The 16,270-nt window shown below is 60.1% G+C and carries 16 protein-coding genes; 12 read left to right on the top strand and 4 right to left on the bottom strand.

Going from position 1 to position 16,270, the window contains the following annotated elements:
- The first annotated feature begins 328 nt into the window (after positions 1 to 328).
- From C4S63_RS07355 to C4S63_RS07330, 6 genes are read left to right on the top strand one after another with little or no spacing between them, the layout of a single operon-like run.
- The gene (locus tag C4S63_RS07355; protein WP_103917183.1) at positions 329 to 3,121 is read left to right on the top strand and encodes a monovalent cation/H+ antiporter subunit A; all 2,793 of its coding nucleotides are present in this window, start codon (positions 329 to 331) and stop codon (positions 3,119 to 3,121) included.
- Positions 3,121 to 3,456, top strand: coding sequence for a Na+/H+ antiporter subunit C (locus C4S63_RS07350; RefSeq protein ID WP_103917182.1), 336 nt, complete (start codon positions 3,121 to 3,123; stop codon positions 3,454 to 3,456). The genes C4S63_RS07355 and C4S63_RS07350 overlap by 1 nt, the downstream gene beginning before the upstream one ends.
- Complete coding sequence (locus C4S63_RS07345) at positions 3,453 to 4,934, top strand: monovalent cation/H+ antiporter subunit D (protein WP_103917181.1); 1,482 nt, start codon at positions 3,453 to 3,455, stop codon at positions 4,932 to 4,934. The genes C4S63_RS07350 and C4S63_RS07345 overlap by 4 nt, the downstream gene beginning before the upstream one ends.
- Positions 4,931 to 5,416, top strand: a complete 486-nt coding sequence (locus tag C4S63_RS07340; protein WP_062815262.1) for a Na+/H+ antiporter subunit E — start codon at positions 4,931 to 4,933, stop codon at positions 5,414 to 5,416. The genes C4S63_RS07345 and C4S63_RS07340 overlap by 4 nt, the downstream gene beginning before the upstream one ends.
- Positions 5,410 to 5,679 carry a K+/H+ antiporter subunit F gene (locus tag C4S63_RS07335; RefSeq protein ID WP_035245990.1) on the top strand — a complete coding sequence of 90 codons (270 nt, stop codon included), beginning with the start codon at positions 5,410 to 5,412 and terminating at the stop codon, positions 5,677 to 5,679. Before C4S63_RS07340 ends, C4S63_RS07335 begins: the two co-directional genes overlap by 7 nt.
- 36 nt (positions 5,680 to 5,715) lie before the next feature.
- Positions 5,716 to 6,048, top strand: a complete 333-nt coding sequence (locus C4S63_RS07330) for a Na+/H+ antiporter subunit G (protein ID WP_062815263.1) — start codon at positions 5,716 to 5,718, stop codon at positions 6,046 to 6,048.
- A 1,010-nt stretch (positions 6,049 to 7,058) separates the two neighbouring features.
- On the opposite strand, the gene yihA is transcribed toward C4S63_RS07330, so the two are convergent.
- Positions 7,059 to 7,700 carry a ribosome biogenesis GTP-binding protein YihA/YsxC gene (yihA, locus tag C4S63_RS07325; RefSeq protein ID WP_103917180.1) on the bottom strand — a complete coding sequence of 214 codons (642 nt, stop codon included), beginning with the start codon at positions 7,698 to 7,700 and terminating at the stop codon, positions 7,059 to 7,061.
- A 438-nt stretch (positions 7,701 to 8,138) separates the two neighbouring features.
- Between yihA and C4S63_RS07320 the strand changes: the two genes are divergently transcribed.
- From C4S63_RS07320 to C4S63_RS07295, 6 genes are all read left to right on the top strand, one after another.
- Positions 8,139 to 8,432, top strand: coding sequence for a cytochrome c5 family protein (locus tag C4S63_RS07320; RefSeq protein WP_103917179.1), 294 nt, complete (start codon positions 8,139 to 8,141; stop codon positions 8,430 to 8,432).
- A gap of 23 nt (positions 8,433 to 8,455) precedes the next feature.
- Positions 8,456 to 9,109, top strand: coding sequence for a cytochrome c (locus C4S63_RS07315; protein WP_103917178.1), 654 nt, complete (start codon positions 8,456 to 8,458; stop codon positions 9,107 to 9,109).
- A gap of 173 nt (positions 9,110 to 9,282) precedes the next feature.
- Entirely contained in the window at positions 9,283 to 9,918 is a 636-nt protein-coding gene (locus tag C4S63_RS07310) for a thiol:disulfide interchange protein DsbA/DsbL (protein ID WP_103917177.1), read from the top strand.
- 3 nt (positions 9,919 to 9,921) lie between these two features.
- Positions 9,922 to 10,824: an endonuclease/exonuclease/phosphatase family protein gene (locus C4S63_RS07305; RefSeq protein WP_103917176.1), complete on the top strand. Its 903-nt coding sequence runs from the start codon at positions 9,922 to 9,924 to the stop codon at positions 10,822 to 10,824.
- A 59-nt stretch (positions 10,825 to 10,883) separates the two neighbouring features.
- Positions 10,884 to 11,231: a gamma-glutamylcyclotransferase gene (locus C4S63_RS07300; RefSeq protein ID WP_063510021.1), complete on the top strand. Its 348-nt coding sequence runs from the start codon at positions 10,884 to 10,886 to the stop codon at positions 11,229 to 11,231.
- Positions 11,232 to 11,246: 15 nt separating this feature from the next.
- Positions 11,247 to 11,741 carry an NUDIX hydrolase gene (locus tag C4S63_RS07295; RefSeq protein ID WP_103917175.1) on the top strand — a complete coding sequence of 165 codons (495 nt, stop codon included), beginning with the start codon at positions 11,247 to 11,249 and terminating at the stop codon, positions 11,739 to 11,741.
- Positions 11,742 to 11,770: 29 nt separating this feature from the next.
- Here C4S63_RS07295 and C4S63_RS07290 read toward each other — a convergent pair whose 3' ends face one another.
- The 3 genes from C4S63_RS07290 to C4S63_RS07280 form a co-directional block, all read right to left on the bottom strand.
- A complete protein-coding gene (locus C4S63_RS07290) occupies positions 11,771 to 13,453 on the bottom strand; it encodes an alpha/beta hydrolase (RefSeq protein WP_062815271.1) in 1,683 nt (560 codons plus the stop codon).
- A gap of 181 nt (positions 13,454 to 13,634) precedes the next feature.
- Complete coding sequence (locus C4S63_RS07285) at positions 13,635 to 15,095, bottom strand: hypothetical protein (RefSeq protein WP_103917174.1); 1,461 nt, start codon at positions 15,093 to 15,095, stop codon at positions 13,635 to 13,637.
- A gap of 14 nt (positions 15,096 to 15,109) precedes the next feature.
- Positions 15,110 to 16,270 carry a PDZ domain-containing protein gene (locus C4S63_RS07280; protein ID WP_103917173.1) on the bottom strand — a complete coding sequence of 387 codons (1,161 nt, stop codon included), beginning with the start codon at positions 16,268 to 16,270 and terminating at the stop codon, positions 15,110 to 15,112.

Below are 16,270 nucleotides of genomic sequence, written 5' to 3'. Positions count from 1 at the left end.
AAACGATGATTAGCATAAAATTATCCTACGCAACATGTGAAATTCCGGGCAAGGTAAAGTTCCGTTTGACGGCGAAAAAAAGCGTTTATTGCTGCTTATTTAAGAGAGTTGATCGGGGTCAAAAAATGCATATTTGGACCATGTCGTCGATCTGCCTGTAACCAGAAGACAACAAAAGGGCGAGCTTGCCGGTGTCCTGTTGCCCGGTTCGCTTGCTGTCACCGCCGCCGCCGTCGGGGGGGATTCTTGCAAGGGCAAGGGGGCATGGCATACTTGCCGAGTTTTGCTGCCGGTTTGGTAGCACAAGGATTGTTATTCAAGAGAGCACATGATGTTGCCTGCAATTGTTCTGCTTCCCCTACTGGCGGCGTTTCTGCCCATGTTTACCCGCCACCTGGGGCGGCGCTGGTGCGCCCTGCTGGTGGCGTTGCCGGTGGTGGCTGCCCTGGGGCTGCTGGCCCAGGCGTCGCTGCCGATTTGGGAAGGGGGGATGCAACAGTGGTCCATGGCCTGGTTGCCCTCGCTGGGACTGAATCTGGCGCTGAGGCTCGATGGTCTGGCGCTGTTGTTCTGTATCCTGATTCTGGGTATCGGGCTGCTGGTGGTGGTGTATGCGCACTATTACCTGCCGGCCAAGGATGACGGCGGCCGTTTCTATACCCTGTTGCTGCTGTTCATGTTCAGCATGCTGGGGGTGGTGACCAGCGACAATCTGCTGTTTCTGGTGTTCTTCTGGGAATTGACCAGCCTTAGTTCCTTCCTGCTGATCAGCTACAAACAATACGACAGCGCTGCCCGCAAGGGGGCTCGCATGGCGCTGACGGTCACCGGCATGGGCGGTCTGGCGTTGCTGGCCGGGGTGTTGTTGATTGGCCATGTGGTGGGCAGTTTCTCACTGAGCACGGTGCTGGAGAACGGCGCCCTGGTGCAACAGCATGCCCTCTACCCGGTGATTCTCTGTCTGGTATTGCTGGGGGCCTTCACCAAGAGTGCCCAGTTCCCGTTCCATTTCTGGCTGCCCCACGCCATGGCGGCCCCTACCCCGGTGAGTGCGTATCTGCATTCGGCCACCATGGTGAAGGCGGGCATCTTTCTGCTGGCGCGGTTCTACCCGGTACTGGCAGGCACCGACCTGTGGTTCTACCTGGTCACCGCTGCCGGCATGGCCACGTTGTTGTGGGGGGCGATCTGGGCCCTGTTCCAGCACGATCTGAAAGGGCTGCTGGCGTTTTCCACCATCAGTCACCTGGGTCTGATTACCTTGCTGTTCGGGCTCAATTCGCCGCTGGCGGCGGTGGCCGGGGTGTTTCATATCATCAACCACGCCACCTTCAAGGCGGGCCTGTTCATGGCGGCGGGGATCATTGATCAGCAGACCGGAACTCGTGACATGCGCCGCATCAACGGGCTGTGGAAGTACATGCCCTATACCGCCGTGCTCGCCATGGTGGCGTCGGCGGCCATGGCCGGGGTGCCGTTACTGAACGGGTTCCTGTCCAAGGAAATGTTCTTTACCGAGACCCTGCAGTCCGATCAGTTGGGGGCCCTGAGCTGGTTGTTGCCGCTGGGCGCCACCCTGGGCGGGGTGTTCTCGGTGGCCTATTCGGCGCGCTTTATTCATGACGTGTTCTTCAATGGCGAGCCGGTGAATCTGCCCAAGTTCCCGCCCCGGGAGCCGCCCCGCTACATGAAGATTCCGGTGGAAATCCTGGTGGCCCTGTGTGTGGCGGTGGGGGTGTTCCCGGCAATCACCGTGGCCGGGCTGCTGGCGGTGGCGGCCACGGCTACCCTGGGTGGCACCCTGCCGGAGTATCACCTGGCGGTGTGGCACGGGCTCAATATTCCCTTGTTGATGAGTGTCATCGCCATGGTCGGCGGTATTGCCGTGTACGCCTGCCGGCGGCGGTTGTTTGCCTGGTATGCGGGCCTGCCGGAAATCGATGCCAAGCAGGTCTTTGAAGGGGCCATTCAGCGTCTGGTGAGAGCGGCCGCGGCGGTTACCCGGCACTTCCAGAACGGCTCGTTGCAGGGCTATGTGGCCTGGGTGCTGGCGATGGTGGCGGCGGTGCTGGTGTGGCAGCTGCCTGAGCTCGACCGCGTTACCGGCGAGCGCGCCATGCTGCCCGTGGATGGGGTGTCGGTGCTTTGTGCTCTGATGTTGATCGCCGCTGCCTTGCTGACCACGGTGCTGCATCGTCAGCGGATGATGGCGATTATCAGCCTGAGTGTGGTGGGCCTGATTGTGTCGCTGATCTTTGTGCGCTTCTCGGCGCCGGATCTGGCGCTTACCCAGCTGTCCGTGGAAGTGGTCAGCGTGTTGCTGATGATGCTGGCCATGTATTTCCTGCCGGCGCGGGCCAAGGCGGATTCCAACTCCCTGCGGGTGGGCCGTGATGTGGTGCTGGCGGGGCTGATCGGCACCGGGGTGGCGGTGGCCGCCTTGCTGGTGATGACCACGGACACCGCCACCATCAGCCCCTTCTTCCTGGAAAACAGTGTGCCCGGCGGCGGCGGTACCAATGTGGTCAATGTGATCCTGGTGGATTTCCGCGGCTTCGATACCTTCGGCGAAATTACCGTGCTGGGGATTGCCGCCCTGGGGATCTATGCCCTGCTCAGTGATCTGAAGCTGGCCTCCGCCAAGTACGATCCCTTCGGCCGGCCCTGGGCCCATGATGCCCATCCGCTGGTGCTGGTTACCCTGTCGCGGCCACTGTTGCCGCTGGCGTTGATGATCGCGGTGTATATCTTCCTGCGCGGGCACAATCTGCCCGGCGGCGGTTTTGTGGCGGGGCTGATCACCTCGGTGGCGCTGCTGTTGCAGTATGTGGCGTCCGGGGTGACCTGGGTGCACAAGCGCATCCCGGGGGATTATCACCCGCTGGTCGCCCTGGGCGTGTTGCTGGCGGGGCTCACCGGTGTGGCCAGCTGGGCCTTCGATTCGCCGTTCCTGACCAGCACCTTTACCCATGTGCATTGGCCCCTGGTCGGCGATTTCGAATTGGCCAGCGCCATGTTGTTCGATACCGGCGTGTTCCTCACCGTGGTGGGCGCCACCCTGCTGATACTGGCCAACCTGGGCAAGCTGTCGCTGCTTGATGACAAGAAGGAGACCACCTGATGGAGTTGTTAGTGGCGCTGATTATCGGCGTGCTGGTGGCCACCGGCGTATACCTGTGCCTGCGTGCGCGCACCTTTTCGGTGGTGCTGGGACTGACCCTGCTGGGTTACGGGGTGAATCTGTTCCTGTTTGCCATGGGCGGGCTGAAGATCAACCAGGTGGCGGTGGTCGGCGCCAGTGTCGACCCCACCGACCCGTTGACCCAGGCGCTGGTGCTGACCGCCATTGTGATCGGGTTTGCCATGACCGCCTTCCTGGTGGTGCTGGCCCTGCGCAGCCAGGGCGAGCAACACAGTGACCATGTGGATGGTCAGGACGGGGAGCAACGTTCATGACCCACTGGATTATTGCGCCTATCCTCATTCCGGCATTGGCAGGGCTGCTGCTGTTGCTGGAAGTTCGCGAACGGCAACGGCTGCGGCGGTTTACCGGCCTGTTGTCCTGTGTCGCCCTGGTGCCGGTGGCGCTGGTGCTGTGGCAACAGGCCGCCCAGGGTGACGTGGGGGTGTATCAGCTGGGCAACTGGCAGGCGCCGTTCGGTATCGTGCTGGTGCTGGACAAGCTCAGCGCCCTGATGCTGCTGCTGACGGCGCTGCTGGCCCTGCCGGCGTTGCTGTATGGCTGTGCCGGCGATGACCGCCGGGGGGCCAATTTCCATGCCCTGTTCCAGTTTCAGTTGATGGGCATCAACGGGGCCTTTCTGACCGGTGACCTGTTCAACCTGTTCGTGTTCTTCGAGGTATTGCTGATCGCCTCCTACGGTCTGGCGCTGCATGGCCGTGGCCCGGAGCGGGTCAAGGCGGGTCTGCATTACGTGGTACTGAACCTGGCGGGCTCGGCCCTGTTCCTGATTGCCCTGGGCCTGATCTACGGCACCACGGGGACGCTCAACATGGCAGACTTTGCGGTCAAGGCGCAGGCGCTTCAGGGCAGCGAGCAGATACTGGTCACGGTGGCGGTGCTGTTGCTGTGGGTGGTGTTTGGTCTGAAGGCGGCCCTGTTCCCGCTGTACTTCTGGCTGCCGGCCACCTACGCCAATGCCACCGCGCCGGTGGCGGCGTTGTTTGCGATCATGACCAAGGTGGGCATCTACGCCATCCTGCGGATGCAGGCGCTGGCCTTCAGTGACGGGCCACTGGCCGGGCTGGGTGCGGACCTGCTCTGGTGGCTGGCGCTGGTGACCCTGGCCCTGGCGGCTATCGGGGCTCTGTCGGCGTCACGGTTGGGTGGGCTGGTGGCCTATCTGGTGGTCATGTCGGTGGGGACCCTGGTGGCGGCGCTGAGCGTTGGCGAGCCACAGACGGTTGGCCCTGCGCTTTATTATCTGATCCATTCCACCCTGATCTGTGCGGCCCTGTTCCTGCTTTGTGATCTGCTGCGCCGCTCCCGTGGCGATGGTGAAGACCGGCTGGAGTCTGGCCCGCCGCTGGCGCACGGTAAGTGGCTGGGGGCGGCCTTCTTTGCCGCTGCTGTGGCGGTGGTGGGGTTGCCGCCCCTGTCCGGTTTTATCGGCAAACTGGCGCTGTTGCAGGCGGTACCCAGTGCGCCTTACTGGACGATCCTGCTGCTGGCGGGTCTGGCGGGTCTGGTGGGCATGAGCCGGGCCGGTTCCACCCTGTTCTGGCGGGTGCACGGTGAGGTTGTCGACAGGAAGCTGGGCAAGCGACGGGTCATTCCCATGCTGGCCCTGTTGCTGGCCAGCCCGGCCCTGGCGTTGGCGGCTGAGCCCCTGTTGCAGTTGTGTGCCGGCGTGGCGGGCCAGCTGGCAGATCCGACGATTTACATCCGGGCGGTGCTGGGAGGTGCTTCATGAAACGCTTGCTTCCCTATCCCAGTCTGACGCTGGTGCTGTGGCTTACCTGGCTGCTGCTCAATGGCTTCAGTGTGGGCCATGCCCTGTTGGGGCTGATTCTGGCGGTGGTGTTGCCCCTGGGCACCCGACCCTTCTGGCCACAAGTGCCGCTGGTGCGGGATCGTATGGGGCTGCTGCGTTTCGTGCTGCGGGTGGCCAAGGATATTCTGATAGCCAATATGGCGGTAGCGGTGAAAGTGCTGGGGCCGGTGAAGGACCTGCAGCCCGGTTTTGTGGAGGTGCCGCTGGATCTGCGTGACCGTTTTGCCATTACCGTGCTGACCAGTACCGTGTCGCTGACCCCGGGCACCGTGTCCGCCGATGTGAGCGAGGACCGTACCCGGCTGTTGGTGCACGCCCTGCACGTGGAAGATCCGGCGGCGCTGGTGGCGGAGATCAAGCAGCGCTATGAAGGGCCGATCAAGGAGATTTTCGAATGCTAGAGAGTGCTATCTCGTTGACCTTTGGCCTGCTCACGGTGGCGTGGGTGCTGAACCTGTATCGGCTGGTGATCGGTCCTTCCCTGCCGGATCGGGTGCTGGCGCTGGACACCATGTACATCAACAGCATTGCCCTGATTGTGGTCTACGGCATCCAGGTGGACAGCAAGCTGTATTTCGAGGCGGCCATGCTGATTGCCCTGATCGGCTTTGTCAGCACCGTGGCGGTGGCCAAGTACATTACCCGCGGTGACATCATTGAATAATGCCTGGCATCCGGTGTCAGGCAAGTTGGAGCTTTTATGGATGTCTTGATTGAATGGCTGGTGGCCATATTTGTGGTGGTGGGCGGCATCTTTGCGCTGATCGGGTCCATCGGCCTGGCGCGCTTGCCGGACTTCTATACCCGTTTGCATGGCCCCACCAAGGCCACCACCCTGGGAGTGGGCGGCACCATCATTGCGTCCCTGCTGTTCTTTTCCTGGCAGGAACGGGGGCTGCAGCTCCATGAGGTGCTGATCACCCTGTTTCTGTTCATCACCGCGCCGGTGTCTGCCCATATGCTGGCCAAGGCCGCCATGCACCGGGATCTGAAGCGGATGAAGGGCACCCAGGGAGAGCCCTGGAAGCAGTAAAAGCGGCAAGCTCCAAGCAACAAGCTGCAACGCGGAACTGGCAGGACGATGCGGCAAAGCCATGCCCGCGATTTAACGTCGGGTTTGTATGCGGGAATCGCGGAGGAGAGGGGGTCGGTTGGCTGCAGCCTTAATCGTGTTGCAGCTTGAAGCTTGCGGCTTGTAGCTTATTCGATCGTAAAAAATGTAAAAGGTGAAACCGGCAGGAACTTTCGAAAAAACGGTGTGGTCCTAAAGAATAGCTACGGATTGGCACCCCCCGATCCCCCAGTACCCTCGTCGATCCGTAGCGTATTTGGACTCCCCAATCTCCCCCCAGAGGTTGGGGCGGCAAGCCTCCCTGGCAGCGCAGTCGTTCCCTTCCCCCAAGATTGCTGCCAGGGATTTTTTTTGCCTGTCGTTTGTGCTGACAGGCAATGGCAAACTGCAACCTCTTCGTGTTTTCGCGCAGTTCGCGAACTTCTGTCCAAGAACTAAGCAATCCCTGTGCCAGAGATCTCTGCGTGACGAATACTGCTTTCTGATCAGTGGGATAGGGGAGAGTTGGGTCCGTTTTTCCATTGCGGCAGAAGCGGGACGGGGGCAGGCGTGTGCCATACAGTGCCAGTTTTGTGACGCAGATCGACAGTCGGGCAAAAAAACAGGGCAAGGGGCTGGAACTTTTCAGCGAACACGGCAGTCTCTATTAATGCGACGGGCCGGAACCCCCGATCCCCCAGTACCCTCACCGGCCCGTCGTGTTTTGTCCCGGCCTTTCCCCCCAAAGAGGCCGGGGCGGCAAGCCTCCCCGGCAGCAAGTCGTTCCCTTCCCCCAAGAATTGCTGCCGGGGATTTTTTTGTCTGGAACTTTTTCCCGGAAGAAAGTGGCGAGGTACGAGTACCGAGTTGCGAAAACCTTTCAGAATCCTCAATGCCTGGTGATCACCGCTTGCCGGCAAACCATTGGGCATTGTCCAGAGGCCCCGAACGTCAGTAAGTCCGGCTGCCACAGAGGCAGGTTTCGAAACTCGTCACTCGCTCTGGTCAGGCGCTGCGATCTCCAACCATTCCCCCAGTTTGTCCCAGGCCGCTTCGCAGCCGGTACCGTTGGTGGCAGAAAATAATTGCAGGGACAGCGGTGCAGGATGGTTCTTGAGCTGGCTCTGCACCTTCAGCAGGGTGGATTTGGCGGCGCCGAACTTGAGTTTGTCGGCCTTGGTCATGAGGATATGAATCGGCATGTTGGCCTGGGCGGACCATTCCAGCATCAGCAGATCGAAATCCTTGAGGGGATGGCGAATATCCATCATCAATACCAGCCCCACCAGCACCTGGCGCTCGGCCAGGTAGTGATCCAGGTGTTCCTGCCACTCGTTGCGCTTGCTCTTGGCCACCTTGGCGTAGCCGTAGCCGGGCAGGTCCACCAGGCGCCGTTCCTCGTCCAGGGCAAAAAAGTTGATCAGCTGGGTGCGGCCGGGGGTCTTGGAGGTCCGGGCCAGGGTTCTCTGCCCGGTCAGGCGGTTGATGGCGCTGGATTTACCGGCGTTGGAGCGGCCGGCGAAGGCCACTTCCCGGCCCTCGTCAGGCGGGCACTGGTCCAGGCGCTGGGCGCTTTGCAGGAAACTGGCCTGGTGGAGCAGGATCTCTGCTGGATGCTTTTGACTGTTACCCATAACCTAAGAACCTGTGTGGAGTCTATACGCAGCCGCGCCGGAGGCAATTTTTTCGCCAGGTCGTGATTGCGATTGTGATGTGTAGTGATTCTACATGAACGAGCGTAATCACGACCTGGCGGAAAAAGGGTCCCGGCCCTTCGGGTTGCCGCTGAAAATAAGGCCATGCTGTGTTGCGATCCTTGAACTTGACCCGTCAGGCTCTGCGGACCGCGCCTTGCCTGGCCTTATTTTCAGCGGCAACGCGGCTGTGTATAGACTCCACACAGGTTCTCACCCTTCACATGGAATATGACGGCGCGTGCCAGACTGGTATATAATCCCGGCCGCCTGACCCTCCTGGCGGTTGCCAGGGCGGTCGACGTTCTACAAGGGTTTGACGGGAAAGGCAAATCCACACTTCGCCAGCGGTTGACGCCAGCATAGCAGAGGTAGGATATGAAGGGTTTGGTAGCAGGCATTGCATTGATCATGATGGCAGGAGCGGCCACCGCCGCCACTGTGGAAGAGCGCTATAACAGTAGCTGCACCTTCTGCCATACTTCCGGCGCAGCCGGTGCCCCCAAGGCTCACGATGAAGCCGCCTGGAAGCCGTTGCGCGCTAAAGGCATGGATACCCTGGTGAAGCACGTGAAGGAAGGGTACAACGCCATGCCGCCGAAAGGCATGTGTAACGACTGTAGCGACGACGAATACCGTGCTCTGATTGAGTACATGTCCAAAAGCAAATAAGACGCTGTACGAAAGGATAGGCCATGAAGTTTTTCAAACTGTTCGTGCTGATGGCGGCTGCCGTAGTAGCCAACCCGACTCTGGCTGCAGGTGATGCTGAGGCCGGTGAAGCAAAAGCCGCTCCCTGTGCCGCTTGTCACGGCCCTGGCGGTAGCAAGCCGATTGCTGGTAACTACCCGAAACTGGCGGGTCAGGGTGAAGCCTACCTGGTCAAGCAGCTTCAGGATTACAAGTCCGGTAAACGTGAAAATGCCATCATGGCCGGTCAGGCTGCCAACCTGAGTGAGCAGGACATGGCGGATCTGGGGGCGTATTACGCTTCTCAGGAAGCGCAGTCCGGTCAGGCTGACCCGGAATGGGTAGAGCAGGGTGCCAAACTGTATCGCGGTGGTGATGCGGCTAATGGTCTGCCTGCATGCTCGGGCTGCCACGGCCCTGCAGGTCAGGGTATTGATGGCGCCAAGTATCCGCACCTGGCTGGTCAGAATGCCCAGTATGTGGAAGATCAGCTGAAGGCGTTCCGTGCCGCTGGCCGTAATGATCTGGGCGATAACGTGATCAAACGCACCAATGATACCGATGGTGATGCCCCAGGCATGATGCAGACCGTTGCTGCCAAGATGAGCGACTCCCAGATCAAGGCGGTGGCCAGCTACATTGCTGGTTTGTCCAAATAGATCTGATTGGTTACGGTTTGTAGAAAAGGCAGCCTGCGGGCTGCCTTTTTCGTTGTTATCATGAAAAGATAAATGATTCCCCCAGCACTGACGTGTTTTTTGCCCGGTGGCGGGAGAAAATAATGATTCCGGCGGTCCTACCGTGCGGAGACCAACAATAAGGAGATGAACCCATGCTTCGCTTTGTGACGGCTTTGCTGATGAGTCTGGGCCTGGCAACCGCTGCGGTTGCAGCCGATGAACATGCCCGTTTTGCTGTGGACACCCACTACAAGATCCTGGATGTGCCCGGCAATGTGAGTGACCCCAGCAAGGTGGAAGTGCGGGAGTTTTTCTCCTACGCCTGCCCCCACTGTTACTCTCTGGAACCGGCGGTAGATAAGTGGCTGGAATCCAAGCCGGACTATATTGATTACGTGCGCACCCCGGTGCTGTTCCTGCGTAATGCCGAGCCGCTGGCCCGTGCTTACTACGTAGAGGAAACCCTGGGTCTGGTGGATGAAGTCCACGCTCCCCTGTTTGATGCCATTCACAAGCACCGTGAGCCGCTGTTCAATGAACCGGCACTGGCCAACTTCTTCCGTAAATACGGCGTCGAGCCGGACAAGTTCAACCGTCTGTACAGCTCCTTCGGTGTGTCCACCAAGGTTCGTCAGGCGGAGGCGCTGACCAAGGAATACAAGATTCCGGGTGTGCCCAACTTTGTCGTTAACGGCAAGTACCTGGTATTGCGCGAGAACCTGAAGAACACCGGCGAGCTGTTCGAGGTCATCGAGTATCTGGCCAACAAGGAAAGGACTGGCGGTTGATTCATGCTGCTGGATCGTGCCCGCACTGCCTATCGTGACTGGAAAGCCCGCCCTGCGGGCTTTTCCTTCGCCCGGGAAGGGGTGAGGCGCACCCGTCAGACCCGTGAAATTATCCTCCCTGACACGAGCATCAAGCTGCTCAGCTTCAATATCCAGGCCGGCATCGGCAGCCAGAAATTCGGTGATTACATCACCGGCAGCTGGAAGCACCTGGTAGCACATCCGCGCAGCGTGGAAACCATTGAGCAGATTGCCGAGGTGTTGAGCCACTTTGATGTGGTTGGGCTGCAGGAAGTGGATGGCGGCAGCCTGCGCTCGCGTAATATGAATCAGTTGGTGCACCTGGCATCGCTGGGCGATTTTGCCTTCTGGCATCAGCAACTCAATCGTAATCTGGGCCGTCTCGGCCAGTTCAGCAATGGTTTCCTCAGCCGCCATCAGCCCTTTGAGGTGAAGGATCACCGGTTACCCGGTCTGCCTGGGCGTGGGGCCATCATCATCAAGTATGGCCATCCCATCCAGCCTCTGGTGGTGGTGGTTGCCCATCTTGCTCTGGGCGAAAAAGTGCGCAATACCCAGCTGGCTTACCTGACCCGGTTGCTTGAAGGCTACAAGTATGTGGTGATGATGGGTGACTTCAATTGCCGTCTGGAGCACCTGGAGGCGTCGCCACTGGCAAGCCTGGGGCTGCGGACCGTGGAGGCAGACAACCTCAATACCTACCCGAGCTGGGCCCCGGACCGGCATATCGATCATATTCTGCTGTCTCCGGCCCTGCAGAGTCGTCACACCCGGGTACTGGAAGATTGCCTGCTGTCGGACCACCTGCCCCTGGCTACGGAAATTCTGGTACCGGACGAGGTGATTGCGGCCACGCGGGAACATCGGCTGCCGCTGATTCGTTGATAACGGTGCGTCGGGTCGACCCTTGAAAGGGGCCCGATTTTATTCATCGACAACCATTGATGGCTCTTCCGATGCTGGTCTTCGTGTATGGCACACTCAAGCGCGGTGGCAGAAATCAGGGGTTCCTGCGCCGGGCCCGTTTCGTGGCGAGCTGGCAAACAGCGCCTGCCTACCAGTTATTTGATCTGGGCACTTACCCGGGAGCGTGGCGTCCCGGGACCACGGCACTGCAGGGTGAATTGTATGAGGTGGATGCGCTGACTCTGGCAGCGCTGGACCGGCTTGAAGAGGTGCCACGGGTGTACCGCCGTGAATCGATTCAGACCGACTTCGGCCCCGCCATTCTCTACCTGTTGCAACGGATGCCCCGATCCGCGCGACGTTGTGCTAGCGGTCGCTGGCCATAACCGGTCGGACATGTCATGAGAATACCCGCCATCGCCATGCTGCTGACCCTGGTGTCGCCGATCCTGGCTGACTGTCCGCGGGTGCCTGGCGAGGAAGATGACAGGCGGGCAAATGCAGGCTGCCTGATTCTGCAGGACGGCCAGGCATTGCTGGTGAGCCACCGCTGGGGTGGCAAGCTGGGGGTTCCGGGCGGCACCCGGGAGGAGAATGAGCTGGCCCAATGTACGGCATACCGTGAAACCCTGGAGGAGACCGGGCTTGCGGTCACGGTGGGGCGGCGGCTGGAAGTGATGAAAAACGGTTTTCATCTCTACCGCTGTTACCCGCAGCAACCGTTGTCGGCGTCGCCACTGGCTGTGCCCGCCCGGGCGCTTGCGGAAGTGAAGGGGTTGAGCTGGCACACACCGGATTCCCTGGACAGGGAGAACTGGCGTTTTTCCTATCAGTTCGACCTGTTCCTGGACGTGCTGAACCGCGCTCTCCAGCAAGAGAATGCAGAACCGGAATAACGGATCACCCGGCAGGCCGGGGTTCCGCGTCAGGCCCGTTGCGTGATGGTCTGGGGTATCGAGCCAGCCAGTGCTTCCACAAACTCCTGCCAGCATTCTATGACCGGGTAGCGGCCCTGGTTTTCCAGCACGTGAAACTGTGCGCCAGGAATGGCCTCGGCCATGGCGCGGGCGGATTCCACCTGGACGCTGCGATCCAGCGCGCCATGCCAGACCTGGGTGGGGATGGTGATGTCCGTCAGCTCAAACTTCCAGGGGCGTAACACCCGCAAATAATCATCAATGATTACCCTGGCGCCCTGGAACCAGCGTTGGCGTAACTGTGGCAGGGTGATTGCCTGTACGGCCGGGTCGTTAATCAGGCTGGCGTCTTTGGGGTCGAGGAAGCGGGAGAAGAAGGAAAAGAACTTTTCCGGGGAGCGGTTGACCCCGCGCAGCGCCATTTTCCCCAGAGAGATGAAGATTCTGGGATCGCGATCCACCATTTTCAGTAACCGGTCATGCATGGGGTCCAGTTGACCTGAATGCATGTATTGCCAGGGTACGAGGCTGCCAATCACGCCAACCTGCTGGAACAGGGACGGGTATCTGGCGGCGGCAGCCAGAGCGTAGGGGCCGCCGAAACAATACCCGGCGAGGATGGGCTGCTGCAGGTTCAGGCGCTCGCAGAAATAGCGCAGATCATCGGCAAAATCCACAAAGCTGCCGTTCGGGCAGGGACTGGAAATACCGAACCCGGGTCGCACCACAACCAGCACTCTCAGGCCCTGTGACACATACCAGTCGTGATGGGGCTCATGGCAGGGCATATTGCCGGCCTGGTTTTCCATGACCAGCAACGGCTTGCCTTCCGGGCAGCCATATTCAAACCAGCTCAGCACCCGGTGATCCGGTAGCACCATAAAGCGTTCTTCATGACCATCGTGGGTGGCAAGGGTGGGGGTTGCCAGCAGGGCATGGCTCATGGCGCGGCTGACCAGGGCGACCTGACTGCTGATGCCGGTTTTGCCCATGATCGATTTGAGCTGGGTGCGGGCCGTATGCACGCTGACCGAGAGCAGTTCGGCACTCTGACTGAGGTTGCCCACCTTGCAAAGCAGGTGCAACAGACGCGCCTCCGCCGGGGAAATGCCGAACAGATCCGCCAGAGATTTAACCGAGGGTGCGGCAACGCTTCGGTCGGCAAACACCCAGACCACGGTGGTAACCCGCGATACCTCATCCGGCGCATCGGAGCGAAACACGGGCATACACAGCAGGACCATTTTTTCCTGTTCGGAATGCAGTAACTGGCTGTCGCGACCATGTTGCAGGCGCACCACCTGCTGAAGCTGCTGTTTGAGTTTGGCATCGCTGAGCATCAGTGCGCCGCCATCGGCCATGCGTAACGGGCCCGATGCCAGGATGCGGTCAGCGGCGGAATTGTGCTTCACCACATGCAGTTGGTCGTCCACCATCAACATGGGCCAGGGCAGACGGTTGGTCATGTCGTTGAGCAGGTGGTTCTGGTCTTCCTGGGAATGCATGTGATTGCTGCTGCGCACAGCGCGATCCAGATGGGCAAGCAATGCCTCCATGGTGGCCAGGTCCTGCTTCTCCTGCTGGCACCAGTCCACCATGGGTTCCAGCAATTCGCCCCAGTCACCGGGTGACAAAGCGGTTTCGTAGATGCGCCCAATAAGCGCATCCCATTGTTTTTGTTGGATATCCATCTGGATTCCCCATTGATCCCTGCTTTTTACCTTAGCAAATTTTCCCCTGTGGGCTGTAGCGATGGCGTTAATGTGGGCAGGCAGAGGGTAAAAAGCGAATAGAAAAGCGTAACGGAAGGGGGCAGTGAGGGAATGCGGGGTGCCCCGGCAAGGGCTCTTGCCGGGGCGCTACCAAGGGGGATTACTGCGCGGAAGCCAGGGACTGCATCAAGCCGGGATAGATGGCATCCGCAGCCTTGATGGCGTCCTGGAAGTTGCTGTTGGTCCCGTGGACCGCCTTCAGATAACGGGCCATGTCCTCCAGGCTGCGGAAGGACTGGTCCGAGGTCTGGCGAATGTAGTCCATACCGCCGGACGCACTGATGGCCGCAGAGTGGCCCATTTTCTTGCCCACCTTGGAACCCAGAAAGCCGCCGACGAAAGGCACGTTATCCAGCGCTTTCGAGGCTGCATAGGCGCCAGCGGCGGAGCCCACCGCGCTGCCCATTTTGGCATTGATCGCCTTGTCGACCCATTCGGCCAGGACCCCGTCGCTGGTCCAGGGGTTCATGTACTCGCCGCTGTTGTCCGGAATCAGCAGGGCGGCCACGCCGTCCGGGCGGGAAACACGGGCAGTGTCCGCCACGCTGGGAGCGGGTGTGGACGGTTGGGCGCCGCTGCGGATCATGGCGGCGATCAGGTCGCTGGAGAGGCCGCTCTTGCGCAAGCGGCGAATTTCCTCGTCGCTGAAGGGCTTGTAGGGGCCCTGGGCTTCCACCTGGGCTGCCAGAATGGACTGGCTGGTGCCGCGTTTGGCGGCGTCCACCAGATCAATCACCCGTTGACCGTCCGGACCCACAAACCACAGGGCGTCCTCCTCGGAGAGGAATGCCACGTACCTAGGAAACCGGGACACATTTTCCCGGTGCCAGCCCAGGGTGTTACGGCGCGGGGTATGGCTGGCCAGGTTGGCAAGAATCTCACTGGCAAACAGGCTGTGTGGATTCTCGATCAACCACTGACGTTGCTCGAGAATATCCTTGCCGGCGATTTCCTGATCGTACTGCTGTTTCTGCACAGCGACCCATTCTTCCAGCGCCTGGCGATGTTGTCGCATCATGTCGTTGGCCATGTCCGCCGAGGCAATGGCGGGATCTTTTTTACCGACGAAAAGTGCCGAGGGTGAATAGACGGAAATATAACCCCGGATACTGCCGTTGGCCTGGGAGGTGAACAGCGTCTCTCCGCCGGTGTTAACCGTCATTTCGCTGTCGAACTGCATATCGGAACTGCTGGGCAGTGTGAAAATCGAGGCGATATACATGAGAAAATGTCCCCAGTTCATTTTGAACGTCTCATTTTCTACATGCATGGATAGGTAGGGCGATTGGCTTGTCGCTGATTCGCCGGACAAGGTTTCGACCTGAGGTGTCAGAGCGCTCTCAATGGTCGGGGGGATTTTTTTCCAATCCGGGTGGTTGCGAACACGGGAGTGGGCATCCACTCTCACGGGGGCAACCTGGAAAGCAACGGGCAGTGAGGTGTCGCCCATTGCCGGAGAGGTGCTGTCTTCTGCTGGAACATAACGGTAGGTCATGCAGCCACTGATCAGAAGCAGGCTGACCATGATCAGGGTGAAGCGGTAAACAGTTCGAATTGACATGGTGGGCTCCTGAATCAGCGTGCCGAATTGGCTACGGCGGTTTGCAGGCCGGGGTAGATCTTGTCGGCGGCCTTGATCACATCCACAAAGTTGCTCTTGTCGCTGTGGGTGGTGGCAAGCCAGCGGGCCATGTCATTCATGGAGTTGAAGGAAAGGTCAGAACTGCTGCGAATGAAGTCCCAGCCGCCGGAAGCTTCCAGCGCCGTGTTTCCGCCCACGGCCTTGCCGGCCTTGGAGCCCAGAAAGCCACCCAGCATGCCGCCGAAGGGAACGTTTTCCAGTACCTTGTTGGCCGCGTAGGCACCCGCAACGCCACCTACGGCTGAGCCGGTTGCCTTGCCCATGGACACGTTGATGGTCTTGTTGACCCACTCGGCTGTCACGCCATCGCTGGTGTAGGGCGACAGGAACTGGCCACTGTTGTTCTTGATGGCGAGCGCGTCGATCTGTTGCTGCTGGATGGCGGCCTGTTGCTCGGCAGTCTGCTCACGACGCTCAAGGACCACGTCGCGGGTTCCGGCAGTGCCCGGAGACATGATGCTCAGGCGGGCAAAGGTGCCAGGCTCACCACGCATTTGGGCAACCAGCTGTTGTAAGGTCTGGCCGCTGGTCGGGGTCATTTCCCCGTCCTTGCCTTCACCGATGGCCACGATCAGGTCGCCGCTCTGCAACTGGCCGCTTTCTTCAGCCGCGCTCAGCGGAACCAGACTATCGATGCGCAGGAAATGTTTATCTTCGGTCTGATTGATGCGGACGCCGAGCAAGCCCTTACCGAGGGGTTCTCCGGTGGGCGACTGGCCGCCAGCCGCCAGAGAGGAGGAATCCAGTTGAGCCCAAACCTGTTGAGCGTTGTTGCTGTAATCGACACAACGCCAAGCGCCTTCGGAGTGCTGCGCTTGCACCTGGAAGCTGCCCGGCGCAACAAGGGTTGAATGGTAGACCATCTTGCCGGATACCACTTCGGCCTGTACGCAGGCGGTTTGGCCGGTTTGGCTGGCCTGCAGTACCTGTGCCTGGTAGGCGCTGGTGTCAGTTGAGGTGGTTACACTGCCGTTGACGGTGGTCACGGCGGGGCTGCTTGTACTGCCTTGTTGATAACTGGAGGCGCAGGCGCCCAGTAGTGCAGAACCGAGCACGACCGCCCCCAAGCGGATGCTGGCAGAAATGCGTTCCAT

Source organism: Alcanivorax sp. DSM 26293 (assembly GCF_900107995.1).
Taxonomy (GTDB): domain Bacteria; phylum Pseudomonadota; class Gammaproteobacteria; order Pseudomonadales; family Alcanivoracaceae; genus Alcanivorax.
Note: the sequence above shows the minus strand (reverse complement) of the source record. Positions and strands in the feature narration are given on the sequence as shown.